This window comes from Streptomyces sp. NPDC001480, from assembly GCF_042894725.1.
GTDB lineage: Bacteria > Actinomycetota > Actinomycetes > Streptomycetales > Streptomycetaceae > Streptomyces.
Genome location: NZ_JBIAVX010000011.1, coordinates 249767 through 263252 on the forward strand (window position 1 = coordinate 249767; position 13486 = coordinate 263252).

Genomic DNA, 13486 nt, shown 5'->3' on the forward strand with positions numbered 1-13486 from the left:
ATCATGTGCATTGTTGGGGCGGGCCTTGATCCCGCAGGGCGAGGTCGAGCCAGTGACCATCGGCTGTCTGATCACCAGGTGGTCTGGCGCGTGCCGACCCAGGGGCCGGAACGCGCATAGGCAACGACGGTTTAGTCCAGGACTGCCCTCACATCTGCTGGCTTTGCGAACGGAGCCTGAAGTCGCTCCACCTTTCCGTTGCGATAGAAGAGCAGGTCGCCATCTCCGAGGAGATTTTCTGCTCCGCCCTGATCCAGGACGGTCATTGAGTCGCGATGGCTGGGCAGAGAGAAGGCCATCCGCGCGCTGAGGTTCGCCTTGATGCTTCCGGTAATGACGTCGACGCTGGGCCGCTGGGTGGCGAGCACAAGGAAGATCCCGTATGCACGCGTGAGCTGGGCATAGCGCTGGATGAGCTCGCTGAAAGCCTTGCGGTCGCTGCCGGACAGGATGAGATCCGCGAACTCGTCGACGAGGATCACTAGCTGGGGCAGCTCTTCTAGCGTTCCTCCGGATTCGTAGAACTCAGATGCTGAGCTGACGCCCGCTTCCTCAAGGATGGGCTGCCGGCGCTCGAGTTCGCTTTCCAAGACGTTCCGCAGTGTTTCCAGAGCGATGTCGGCATCGCTGATGATCTGGGAGTTGCGCAAATGCGGGGCCTTGGCGAACGGTGCGAAGTCGAGCCTCTTGGGGTCGATGATGATCAGCTCGAGCTGTTCCGGGGTACGTGACCGGAGTAGCTCAACCAGCAATCCTCTGAGGAATACTGATTTGCCCGAGCCAGTGGCGCCGGCGACGAGCAGGTGGGGAAGCCGGGACAGATCGGCAATGTGCGCGGTTCCGCTCGGGGCGATGCCGGCGATGAAGGACAGAGCTCCGGGCTTTGCGGGCTTGTCGAGTTCGTGAAGCACCTCCCCCAGAAGTACTGGCTGGCGGTGCTGTCGTGGGACGTCGATCGTTACGTAGCCCGGTTCATGGCCGACGGCGATCTCACCTGTGGTGGCGACCTCGCGGCTGATGTCCCTGGCACGCCGTTCGATGTCGCTGATGGACAGTTTGCCCAGGGTGCGGGTACGGAAGCGAATCACGCTCGGGCCTTGGTGGGCGAGTTCCGGATCGAACGGTTCGACAGCCAGCCCGTATTTAGCGAATGCGCTGTCCAAACGCTGAGCCACGGACATTACTTCTTCCCTGTCCTCCTCGGTCACGGTTGGATCTGCTTTCTTCCCAGGCTTGGCCTGGCTGTCATGCCCGTTCGGCAGTAGATCCAGGCCGGAGGGCGCTACCGGTTTCGGATCGAAGCCGGCTGGCGTGCCAGTGTCCTGTGGGGGAACCGGTGTGAGTCGGTGCCAGCTCGCAGGGGCCGCAACCGGGTCTCCACGCAGTGCGCTTCGCACAGCCGTACCGCGCATGCTGACTACGTCGACCGGTCCTTCCGGGCCGTTGAGCTGGTGCAGTTCAACGGTGCCGGGGACGTTCCGTTCGACGGACACCACCATGCCCCGTCGATAGGAGCCGCTGCGCCAGTGGCCGAAGGCCAGTTCATAGTTGCCTTGTGCTACTTGCTGTAGAAGGTCTTCAGCGTCTTCCCGTGTTGCTTCGGTGAGTCCGAAGGCGGTATTGCGGGCAGTAGCGGAGCGGATGAGCTCGGCAAGTTCCCGGCCCCGGAGGTCCTTCAGCGGGCCGGGGGTTTGGAACCGGTCGGCCAGCCACTTGATGCTCTCTTCGACCTGCCCGGCGGCGTCACTGTAGTTGGGCGCTTCGCTCCAGAACTTGATCTCAGCGACGCTCATCTGTACCAGCGGCGGCCTGTTATCACGGGGAAGCACGCTGACCAGGAGCAGGTCGTCACACATCGCGCCGTGCTTTTTGCGGGTCGCAGCCAGCCTGCGTGGGACTCCGGCCTGTGGAAAAGAGGGGACGAGTTCTTCAAGTGAGACGATGGCCCGCAGCCCGGGTGCAGGGTCGAGTGCGCCCTCCACTCCCTCGGCGTAGCGGATGGCACACGCTGTTCCGGCGCGCTCGAGTACCTTGTTCTGGGGGCGCTGGACGATCTGCAGGGCCCACCTGCCAGAGACGCTTTCCAGCAGTGCCATCAGCGACTGGGCCTGCTGTGGATCAGGCGCAGCAATTCCGTCGAGGGCTCGGTTGAGTGCTGCGACGTACGGGCCGACGTACTCCGTGCCCGTGATGCCGTCGTAGCCGGATGAGTCGGGATCTGCCCGTTCCTCGTATTCCAGGACGGTGCGGCGCCGTGCACTTGCGAGAGTGAATGCTTCGAGGCCAACCAACCGGTCCAGGTGTATTACCCACGCCGACTTGCCGTACCACTCCGACAGGGCCTTGTCGGAGGTTCGGACAGTGACCATGCGGGTCTGGTCAGCGGCGAGATTTTCCCCACCCTGGCCGCCGACCAGCTCCAGGCATCGATACTGGATGGCTTCCAGATCGGATGAGCCTTGGTCCGGCTGAGGAGCGAAGACTCCGGTGGCGAAAACCGGATCGGCGTCGGGAATCAGAACTCGTCCGGGTGCACATGCGAGCGCACGGGCGAAGGTGGTACCCGCTCTCCGTTGCAGGCCGACCGGCCGTACCTTGCGTTCGCCGGGGCTCCGGAATAGGAAGGACAGGTGGGAGAAGTCCTGCTCGTCAGCGGGGCGGTGGCGGATGACCGAGCGAGTGCATACCAGTCGGTCCAGAGGATCGGAGGCGGCCGAGGCGACCAGCGATGAGACGCCGTGCCGGATCCCGTCTGCGTCCCCGTCAAGGGTCACGCGGAGCTTGGGGCGCGTATACGCCTGGCGTGTCAGGTCCTTGCGGTAGAACTCGCGCATCGCGTCCAGGACTGGTTCGATGCCAGGGTTGGCGAAGGTGACGGCAACAGTGGCGTCGGGATTGCTCATGCCCGGGTGAACATCCAGGAAGAAGGCGATGCGGCCGGCAATGAACGAGCTGTTGCGTTCAAGCGCTCCCGGCGTGCTCCCGTCCAGCGGTCGGTAGCGTCTCCACAAGAAGGCATTGGGGCAGGGCACGGCTTCGTGCCAGCTGCCGTCCGCCATGATCAGGGGCAGCAGGTGCTGCGGCGAAAACGCGCTGAGGTCGGCCTTGTCCAAGTCTTCCGCACCTGCACCAACGAGTTCGGCGAAGCGCGTGGTGAGGCCCGCGTAGAAGGCAATGCTCAGCGGATTGGTGGGCGCCACGAACAAGTCCGGGGTCCCGATGACTTCAGTGGTGTCGATGAGCAGGAGCCGCTCGTACTCAGTGCGGGAGGCCCCGCTGCGGGGCAACGCTTCGAGCAGGGCGCGGTAGGTGCTGGTGTAGGCAGATGCCTCAGGGGATCGCGGGTCCAGAGCGAAGACGCTGCCGACGGCGGCGGCAATTTCGAAGAACCGACGTCTGGCATCGGCGAATGCCTTGAGCTCCTCTGCCCACGAGGCTTCGGGCTGCGGCAGCTGCTGGAGGACTTCGGCACCCGTGCTGCTGACGCGGAAGGCAGCCCCCTCAGGGTGCTGAAGGATCAGACTCTCGGGTCCGAGGAGGCTGGTCTTGCCGATCCTGGGCTGCACCTCGACACGCTGTGCACCGTATCTGGCGGTGATCTTCTTCTGTTGTCCGGATCCGGTTGTCTCGGGGATGTTGGCGTTCGCCGGCCAGTCGGATTGGCGGAAAGCGAGCATGGCGTGGGCGAGCGTGAGCTGCTGTCCGTTGGTGGGCAGGGATTCGCCCCTGCCGAGGGCAAGCCGATTCAGCAGAGGGTCCGGTTCTGGCCCGGTATCTTCGTCGTCGTGCAGGTCCTCGTGGTCAGCCTCGTAGTTGTCGGCGCCGCTTCCCTTGGCGTCGAGGAAGTCGGAACCGGGGCCAGAGGCGTCTTCCTCCTCGTCAGGTTCTGCGGCGCTGCGAGGCACCACCGGGACGGGCCCGACGGGTGATCCTTGCAGTAGGCCTGTGACCAGTTGCGGACCATCGTTGTCGCTGTTGTCCGTAGGAGGGGTGATGATCTTGGCCGTGCCGAGTTCCTTGCCGTCAGCGCGCCAGACGCCGAGCTGCGGCTGGTCCGCGCAGATGAACCCCCCGACGTCAGGGTCGATGTCGAGCCCGCGCTCAAACCCTGCGATGTCTGCGTCACTGAAGAACAGTGCCAGACGGAAGCTTTGAACCGGGCCATCGGGCGAGTTCAGTTCAACGGCGCCGAAGCGCCATTGGGCAGCGCTTGGCGGCGCCACGTTGAGGAGCGCGCCGCGGCCCTGAGTCTTAAGGGTGGCGTAGCTGTCGTGCTGCCACCGCACGCGCACGCTCTCTCCTCGCCCGAGGAGCCGGATGAGGTTGAACTGCAGTGTCCCACCGCTGGCAGGCATCCAGATGGCCAGACCCTGTTGGCCCTTCAGGACAAGCCGCGGCCCTGTGACTGGGTGGACAGCGTCCAGGTCCAGTGCGGCGCCAGTGGCGCTGCGGGCGAGGTCGTCCAGCGTGAATCCCGTGTAGTCCATGCCGCGGAGGCTGCGTGACTGCAGGACCTTGGCGGCTCCTTCGGCCGGGATTCGCTTCAGGAGGAGCCGGCGCGCCAGGTCCTCGGAAGGGGATGCGATCCAGTCGTCAAGGTCGCGCCGCCAGTCAGCGCATTTGGCCAGGCGCCGCGGGGTGGGTTTGCTGTCGGCGATGTAGAAACCGAGCAGTGGGAGTGCCAGGCCTGCGTGTGTTTCGGGCTTGTCCTTGTTGTCCGTCACCCAACCCCGGAGCCGCTCAGCATCCTGCCAGTTGATCTGGGCGCTCGTGACGCACCGGTCGAGGTAGTCCTCGACGACGGCTGCAACGAATGCAGACAGGGACGGTGTCCCCTGCACCGCGGCCTGCCGGGCAAGCTGGGTCCACTCCAGTTCGGGGAGCAGGGCGGCGTCCTCAGTCGTGGACAGGACTGTCTCAGGGGGTTGGTGGTCGAGGATGAGCAGGACGCGGGGCTCGGTTGCTCCAGCGAGGAAATGGGTGCGCAAAGCGGCGGCGAAGCCTTCGCCTCCGGTGTTGGGTCCCGTCGGCGTCGAGGCGTCTGAGTTGACCAGGTACGGGATGAGCAGAGTGCCGTTGGCCAGCCTGGTCGCGGTGATATCGCGGGGCTGCCCGCTGAGGCCTTCAGGGTAGACCGTCACGGTAACGGTCTCGGAGGCCAGGAGTACGGGCAGGAGGTCAGCGGGGGCCAAGCCGTGCAGACCGCGCAGCATCAGGCGGCGGCCTGCACGCTGGGGCTGTGCTGCCGCCTGCTTGAGGGCGGCTACCACAAGTGTGGTGTAGTGCCGACGCTCTGAGTCAGAGGATGTGGCGGACATACAGTGCCTCCCCGGCATCGCTGTAGCGTTCGAGCAGCCCCAGACGGCCCAGGGCCTGGGAGAGAAGTTCTTCCTCCGCCGCGTCCTGAGGCGCAAGGCCGTACTCGCGGAGAGCCGGTAGGAATTCCTGGCGGAAAGCCAGCTGGTTCCGGCCGGAGTTATCGAGCAGCAGCTTGACGAGGAGGAAGATGACCTGCTCGTCCAGCTCGAAGAAACGCACTCGGCCGCGGTTGCGTTTCAACTCGCCGCTGAAGCCGCCGACGAACGTGTTCACGATGTCGCGGCCCCGCTGCTTCAAGGCATTGCCCCGGCTCCGGAATGAGGCCAGGACGGCCTCTCGAAGGGCGTACACCCCGATGCCCGGATCCGATGGGACAACTTCCGTGCTGTCTCTACGGAGCATCACGGCTGCGGCAGCACACAGCAGGTCGGCCAAGACCCGGCCAACCGGATCGCCGGCCAGAGCCTGTGCGCAGGCGTACGGGTCGGGTACGGGGCCACAGTCTGATCCGCTGACCTGCGCTACCTGGTGAACCAGATTTGCGGAGACCATGTTGGCTGGTAGGGCCAATAGGTGATGCTCATCGAGGTGCCGCCAGGCTTGGGCGCAGGCGTCGGAGGCCCGAACCGGCCGGTCACCTGCGCTACCGACGCGGAAAAGGATTCGCCCTTCAAATCTAGGGCGCTCAGGCAGCTCCTTGCCGTCGAGGACCGCTGCCGCGCAGTCCAGCCCCGTCCCCAGGCGGAATGCGAGCCGGTAGTAGTAGAGGGCGATGTGGAGGCTGAACACTGCGATCAGCGCGTGTGCCTTGTCATGGCGGGGCAGTTGGAGCTTGACTACTGCCAGCAGGTCCCGGCGGATGCGGTCCAGGCTCTCTTGATCGAATGCGCCGGGCGCGAGGTCGTTCCGCAGCGCTTCACCGTACCGTTCGAGGAGTCGCCTCGAGGACACAGGTGCGAGCTCCTGTGAGCTAGCCGCCGTGCGGGCGGCGTTCAGGAAGACCCGGTCCAGTGGGCTGAGGCCGTCTTCGCTTCCCAGGAACTTGGCGATCTCGTCGGCCAGCGCGGTGTCGAAGCCGTTGCCGTCCCAGCACAGAAAAAGCAGCAGATTGCCGCGAAACGATTTGTAGCGGCCCGCATAGTCGAAGGCGGTGGGGAGCTCGCTGTGGAACGGCGCGAGGAAGCTGCGCGGGCTATTCGAGGCTGAGGTGGGGTGGATCCAGTACTGCCTCTCGGTGACGGCGGCCAAGACCTGCCGGTGGCCCTGGTCGACCTGCAGGAGGTCGGCGAGCTTCTCGCGGAGAATCTCGTCGTTTACGCGGTTGCCCGAGTTGTCGGACATGTCCTGCAGGATGTTGTAGAGGGTCTTCTCCCTTACGTCACCGCGCGCACGGGAGGGAAGAGCGCTGGGCATGTGGGCAAGGCGGTCGAGGTCGGTTCCGTCGATCGGAAGCGCGAGCTCGGACTGCCGACCAGCGTACGTTGCCCGCAGCGTCCGGCCGTCAGCCAGCAGGCTGATCGTTGCGTTCCGTGAGGCCGCGACTGCGTTCAGCGTGTACTGCAGGCTCGCGGCAGGGCCGGTCATTCGTTCACCATCCTGGCGTTAAGAGTTAGCTTTCCGCTGAAGCCCGTCCGGGGCTCGATGACGAAGCGGCATCCGGATGCCGGGTCGTCCACAAGCATGGGCACGTACTCTCGGTCTTCTGCGAGCCGTGCGAGCGTTGCTGCCGCCCTCCGCAGGGCGTAGACACGTTCGGCGTCCCCACTGCTGGCCACTCCCCGGGTGGCAGCGCTGAGGATCCGGTAGGTGGGGAGGTCGACAGCCAGCTGGGCGTCCGGTCGGCCGTCTCGCCCTTGTTCAATGCGAAGGGATACAGCCATCGGTCTGTAGCCGACGTGGCGCGTTCCGGTCGGGTTTGTCGACGATGGCTTGTCGAGGACAGGCACCGCTTCGGCCAGAGTGAGTCTGAACTGCACGAAAACCCGCGTTGGCTCCCGGGCGTCGTAGATGTGGACGGGCAGGTAGGTGCCCCCTGAGGCCTGAGCGCCGAACAGGGCAGCGAAGCCGTCGGCGAGCTCGTCAACCATGGCGCTGACGTGCTGTTCGACGTCCTCTTCCAGCGCTCTATCCCCATGATTGTCACGCTTTGCTGCCTGCCAGCGCTCGTAGGCACTGAGCGCACGGAGAAACCGCTCCTCCTCATCGAACTGAGGATCCGGAAGCTCGTCCAGGAAGTAGCGCGATCCGATGACTGTGGCCGCCACCAGGTCACGCCAGGCGCGTTCCTGGGTTGCGTCCGGACTGGTGAACCCCGCCTTGAGCGCCTCGGCTGCGGTCCGCAGGGCCGGTGCGTCGATCCCAGCTCCCTCTACGGCCTCCACCAGGCGCTCTACCGGCCGCGCATCCTGGATCGGGAGCAAACCGGAGTCTGCGAAAGCCTCGTATGCCTCGCGTGTCGGAGCCAGTGCCGGCGACTGTGCGGCGATACGGGGCCCTACCTCGCCTCCACCAGTGAACGTGGTCACCGGGAGCAGGCCTCTAAGCACGAAAGTGGCATCGTCCTTCTGGTGAGCCTGCAGACTTGCCTCGCAGGGGTCGACGAAACTGTCGTACAGCTCCGGTCGCAGGACGGTCCTGCTTACCAGATCCCATAGCGCCCGAGGGGTGTCGCTCCGCCCGCGTTCGACGGCCGCGCGACGTGCCACCGTGTCGAACGCGTTGACGGCTACCGTCGACAGCAGGACCGCATTCGTGTGGGCGGGACAGTGTGAGATGGCCGGACAGGTGCCGCATCTCCTGGCATCGAACAGAGCCGTGCCGTCGCCCGGTGCCAGCCGCTTGAGCATCTCCGGCAGCAGGGTCCCCTCTCCTGCGGTAGGGCGGTGGTCCAGGTTCAGCACCTCGACCTGCAAGGGGAGCAGCGGTTGTCCGGCCGTGTCTTCCACTGGCAGGCCCAGGCGCGTGAACAGCGCATGGACGAGAGCGGTGAACTGGAACCCGCGTTCTTTCCACAGCGGGGCCAGCTGGATGAGCATCCCGATGTTTGCTGCGACAAGGATCGGCGCGCTGGGGCGTTGGTCTGCATCGTCGGCAAGGTCGGCGAGTCTGCGCGCAAGGCTGTCGGCCTGGTCCTCGCCGGGGCTATCGGCATGCGTGGCGTCCTCCACTATCACGCTGAAGTTTTCGGCGTGAGCCTGCCGTTGGAACTCCGCCGCTCCGCTTTTGCCTCCCCCTGCGCTACCAGTGATGAAGATGGCGTGCGGCGGAACGGTTTGAGAGGCCAGTTCAGTGATCGCGTCGTCGACTGCGCTGGGGACGTAAGCTGCTGCCTGCGAATCAGTCTGGCTGCCGAGAGCTACCACGGCGCCTTGGGCATCGGCGCGCATCTGGCGGATAGCCGCCAGCGGGCTGGGGGAGTCGTCTCCCCACGGACGTGCCTGATTACCTGTCACCAGTGAAGTTCTCCGATCTTGTCTTCGGCCACACGTGCTGAGGCCCACTGGGTGGGGACCCGGAACCGGGAGGCGACCCGCTCCAAGGAGGCTGTGAAGTCGGTGGGATCCTGCGGCAGTGGCCTTTGCCGCAAGTCAGCGGCCAGCAGGGCCTGCGGCACGAGGATGCGGGACGCCACATAGGTCGCCTCCCTCTCAGCCACCGATCCGACTTCTCTCACATGGCACTCCGGTATGGTCCCGCTCTCGGCGGCGATCAGCCGATGGGCGATGCCGTGCGCACCCCAGAGCCGCTGTCCCATTGGGGCACTGTCATTGCCCCGGGGGAACTCGTAGCACTGGCCTTGGCGGGCGAAGCGGGCCTCCGTACCGTTGTTCGGAACGAGGGTGAGGTCTGCCTTCTTGGCAGCGAGCCGCACGTCTACGGGCCGCGCGCTTCCCAAATCTGCTGAGAATTCTGAGGAGAGCAGCCTCAGGTGTGTCAGGCGGAGGGCCGACAACGCATCTGGGTTCAGCCGGCCGTCTTGCAGGACACGGCGGATACTGGGATCAGCGAGCTCGGCTGAGCCGGCCGACGCTAGCGGTCCAGCCAGACGCAGAACATCGCCCTCGCCCAGCCCAACGTTGCGGGCGACAGCCAATGCAACTTGGAGTGACGGTACTGGTAGCACACCGTTCTCGATCCGGGAGAGCGTCGAATACGAGATCCCACACCCCTTGACCGCGTCACGTTGAGTGATGCGCCCACGTTTGCGTGCTTCTCGCAACGCTGCCCCGAGCAGGCCGTCCCTTGATCCGGTCACACAATGAACAATGTCACTCGCGCTCCGAGAGTCTCAAGGGGGTTGCATGTTGCGCAAATGCAACAACACTCCCGCTGGTGTCATCGGTTGCTCGTCGCGAGCTCCGCTTGGATGACGTAGGAGCCGTAGATGCCTTCTGGGAGTGCGGAGGGCGCACCCGCGTGTGTGCCCGGATCTGACGCGAGGCTGACGTTCGCACAGTCCCTGCACTGCGCTCGGTTGGCATGGAGGCGGTGACTGCGATGTCTGTTGTCACACCTGCCCTTTAAGCTCCGCCCATGGAAAAAGGGGCCATCTCGCGTGACGACATCCTGAAGACTCTGCAGGAGTACGACGAACTGGGGGCGGAGGCGTTCCTTGACCTCTACGGATTCAGGCCGGCCCAAAAGTTCCTGATCCTGCACGATGGCAAGGAGTACGACTCAAAGGCCGTGGCAGGGGTGGCCCACAAGCACTCTCAGGGAAGGCCCTTGGCCTGGGACGAGCTGAGCGGCGGTGTCGGCCACGCAGTTGACTGGCTCAAGCGTGAAGGCTTTCAGGTGGGAGTATCTCGTAGCCCCAAGTGGACCAGGGACGAGCTGATCCTCGCGTGCGATGTCGTCGCCAAGAACGGGTGGCGAGCGCTCCCGTCCTCGGACCCACAGATCGCGGAACTGTCCGACCTCCTTCAGCTCCTGGCTGCTTACCCCCCGGAGCAGCGGGCGGCCGAGTACCGCAACCGCAACGGCGCGGCGCTCAAGACCGTCAACATCGCCAGCTTCCACCCCGACTACGAGGGTGATCCGACCAACGGCGGACAGCTGGACCGCGAGGTACTCCGTGACTTCTTGGACCGACCGGCCGAGATGGCGCGTGCCGCTGAACTACTTCGTGAGGGACTGCGGTCCGGTGATCTGCAACCTGTAGCGCAGTCTGGTGATGGGGGCTTCGATGACGACGTCAGCGCACCCGAGGGACGCGCTCTCTACCGGCGCCATCGCACGCGCGAACGCAATAAGGGTCTCCGCAGGAAGAAGATCGAATCGGTACTCAAGAGGGGTGGCACCCTGTCTTGCGAGGCCTGCGGATTCGACTTCGCCAAGGTGTACGGCAAGCGCGGTGAAGGTTACATCGAGTGTCACCACGTAGTGCCGCTCCACGTGGCTGGAGAGGGCACCACAAGGCTGGCGGACCTGGCACTGATCTGCTCGAACTGCCACCGCATGATCCACCGCAGCGCGCCGTGGCCCACCCCGGCGGAACTTCGCCTCCTAGTGCTGGAGCAAGCTAACGAAGGAGAACCCGGTTTGCCAGGCCCCCGGACACCGATGGAGTCCGCGGACGTGTGACCGCTGCGACCCTTCTCTACAGCCACAACTGATCGCTGACGGACGTGACCTGCGGCCGCCTCAGCGACAGGCGCTCTGACCTGCTGCCGAGCTGTCGGCACCTGTCGACGTTGCTCACCATTGAGCGCCCTTCCACGGCCCGAGGTCGGCCCAGGGCAGCGCTTGTTGGTGTCACCGCATTAGGAGAGAGGCTGGGTGAACTCGGACCTGATCTGCGGCTTCGCCGGCCGGGGAAGCGGGCGGCTACTCCACCGCAGAGCATCGGGGTTGACCGTGGCTGACCCCTGCATCTGGCACGGTTGTGGCACGAACCTCAGCCGACGACAGTCCGCCACGGCTGGGGCCGACGACAAGACATCTTCACGCGAACCAGTGTGTCGGCCCCGGCCCGATACCGGTTGTTCCGGCCAATTCGTGTGCGCCCGCGGGCCCTGCCTGAAACCCTGGGAGATCACCTCGATGGGCGACAGGAGCAGCGAGTTGATCATCCTTGACACGAATATTTTGTGGAGCCTCACTCCCGAGGGCGGCAGCACCGATCTGCTGCGTGCTATCCGGGCTGTGAGCGGCGAACGTGTTGCGGTGCCGTGGATGGTCATGGAAGAACTCGCGGCCCAACAAGCGCTCAAGTACCAGGAGCAGCACACGCGGGCCGCAGAAGCAGTCAAGGCACTGCGCGAGGTAACGCCTTGGGGTCTCGACGTGCCGCTCGGCCCATGCGAACCCGAAGAGGTGCGCAAGCACTGGCGGCGGCAGTGGGGCACAGTCGTGGAAGTGATCCCGACCAGCCCGCAGGCCTTCCAAGAGGCAGCGTTCCGTGAAGCGAACCAGCTTCGGCCCTGCAGGGTGGTGAAGGGGCTAAAGATCGGCAGCCGAGATGCGGCGATTTGGCTTACTGCTGTGGAGTACGCGCAAGCACATCCGGAGGAGCGTGTCTACTTCGTCAGCGGCAACAACAAGGACTTCGGTGACGGCACGTCGTATCCCGCCCCGATGGACAAGGACGTCGCTGGCATGACTGACCGGTTCCGGCTCCTGCCCTCTATGGCCGATGTCGTGGCTGAGTTCGCCACCGAGACGACGACCGACGAAGCAGCGGTGCGGGCCCTCCTGGAACAGCCTTCGACAGGGTCTCAGTTGGTGGATGCTGCGACCCGGTACGGCTGGCTTCCGATGGACGGCTCGTTCGAGTGCACAATCAGCGGTGTCCCAGGCTCTGAGCCGCTGATCGTCGCTGCTCACGGCTGGCTAAGCGGGGGCCGTGTATCGGTCTCTGAGATCCAGTCGATGCACTCTTACCGCTTCGGCCAACAGGAGTGGTGCGCCGCTGTCGTTACATGGCAACTCACCGGAGTGATCCTCTTGGACGGGGTGACGACGTGGGCCGGCTGCAGCTTGACCGCGTCCGTACTGCTGGCGCTCAACGGGAGTGAGCCCCGACTGACCATCCTGCGAGCGGACACACCGCAGCCTCTCAGCCGCGACATCTTCCTGTCGTTCAATCTGCCTCGCATCAAGCTGAGCGGAGCTGGGGAAGATGCAGCAGAGGTGATGCGAGGCAGCGTTGCGGCTTCGCAGACTCCAGTGAATCTGCACCCCCTGCGGGGTCCGCGCGCCTATGAGGGAGCATGGGCGCGGGCGCGACGAGCTCAATAGGCGGGGACAACAGCACGGTCGGCGGAGTCTCCATGGCTGAGGGATGACCTGATTTCTTGCCCTGTGTCTTGCCGGGGATCTTGGTGAGCTGGGTTTTTGCTGGTCAGGGACGGTGGGCTCGCACGCTTAGCGGTCGTCGCCGGTCGTCGTTGGCCACTGTTGAGCGGCCTCGGACGGCCCAGGGACGGCCCAGCGTGGACGGCTCACCGGACTGTGACTCCCGTTAAGGTGCCAGACATTCGGTCGGCTGGGGCTGCCGTGCTCGGCTTGAACGGCGGCATGCATCGAGTAGTGGCGCCCGGCCGACTATGGTCTTCGTGTCAGTGCGAAATGCCGCCGTGCCAGGAGCAGGTTCCGCGGCCGGTGGAGTGAGATATGGAGCCGTCCGAACAGACTGTCACGGTCGGCGGCTGGTAGCTGAAGCTGGCTATGGGGGTGGGCAAAGCGGTCGAGGTGGTCCAGCGTCTGGCAGCAGCAGACCGTGACGCTTTGAGGTCTTGGAGGGCTTCCTCTATCCCGCGCGCCCAGCATTCGGCGAAGGTGCCGCGAGTGCCGTCCCCGCAGTCTTGCTCAGCAGGTTCCAGCGTTTCTGGGATGCTCTCCGCAGGTGACGGCGTCCCCACGAGCGCCGGTTCGCTGGGGGTCGTGTAGTCAGGCGGCGCAGTTGTGGGACCTGTGTTGGCGATCCAGAAGCCTATGGCCGCGACAGGTATTGCGAAGATCAGGTAGCCGATGAGGGCAGCGCGCTCTCTCTCCGTTGCCACGGTCCCCCCTTGGGTCGCAGGTGGACATCATGCCGCAGATCAGGCGCGACCGGCAGCCGGAGCGCCTTGCTGTGCCGAATAGCTGATGCCGTGCGCCGACGACCGGACCAGCGCAGTGTTCCGGCATAGCCAAGCGGTCGACACTCGCTTTAGGAGTTCGATTC

General features: G+C 65.0%; 7 protein-coding genes. 2 read left to right on the plus strand and 5 right to left on the minus strand.

Annotated features, from left to right (window positions below; genetic code table 11):
* Nucleotides 1-131: 131 nt before the first annotated feature.
* From ACFY01_RS27775 to ACFY01_RS27790, 4 genes are all read right to left on the minus strand, one after another.
* Nucleotides 132-5318, minus strand: a complete 5187-nt coding sequence (locus tag ACFY01_RS27775; RefSeq protein WP_390738456.1) for an FtsK/SpoIIIE domain-containing protein — start codon at nt 5316-5318, stop codon at nt 132-134.
* A complete protein-coding gene (locus ACFY01_RS27780; RefSeq protein WP_390738457.1) occupies nt 5299-6903 on the minus strand; it encodes a hypothetical protein in 1605 nt (534 codons plus the stop codon). Before ACFY01_RS27780 ends, ACFY01_RS27775 begins: the two co-directional genes overlap by 20 nt.
* Nucleotides 6900-8705: a hypothetical protein gene (locus ACFY01_RS27785; protein ID WP_390738458.1), complete on the minus strand. Its 1806-nt coding sequence runs from the start codon at nt 8703-8705 to the stop codon at nt 6900-6902. The genes ACFY01_RS27780 and ACFY01_RS27785 overlap by 4 nt, the downstream gene beginning before the upstream one ends.
* Nucleotides 8706-8767: 62 nt before the next feature.
* Nucleotides 8768-9574 carry a helix-turn-helix domain-containing protein gene (locus tag ACFY01_RS27790; RefSeq protein ID WP_390738459.1) on the minus strand — a complete coding sequence of 269 codons (807 nt, stop codon included), beginning with the start codon at nt 9572-9574 and terminating at the stop codon, nt 8768-8770.
* 278 nt (nt 9575-9852) lie between these two features.
* Between ACFY01_RS27790 and ACFY01_RS27795 the strand changes: the two genes are divergently transcribed.
* The gene (locus ACFY01_RS27795; protein WP_390738460.1) at nt 9853-10902 is read left to right on the plus strand and encodes an HNH endonuclease; all 1050 of its coding nucleotides are present in this window, start codon (nt 9853-9855) and stop codon (nt 10900-10902) included.
* Nucleotides 10903-11382: 480 nt separating this feature from the next.
* A complete protein-coding gene (locus ACFY01_RS27800) occupies nt 11383-12558 on the plus strand; it encodes a PIN domain-containing protein (RefSeq protein ID WP_390738461.1) in 1176 nt (391 codons plus the stop codon).
* A 320-nt stretch (nt 12559-12878) separates the two neighbouring features.
* Here ACFY01_RS27800 and ACFY01_RS27805 read toward each other — a convergent pair whose 3' ends face one another.
* Entirely contained in the window at nt 12879-13322 is a 444-nt protein-coding gene (locus tag ACFY01_RS27805) for a hypothetical protein (protein WP_390738462.1), read from the minus strand.
* Between the last annotated feature and the right edge of the window lie 164 nt (nt 13323-13486).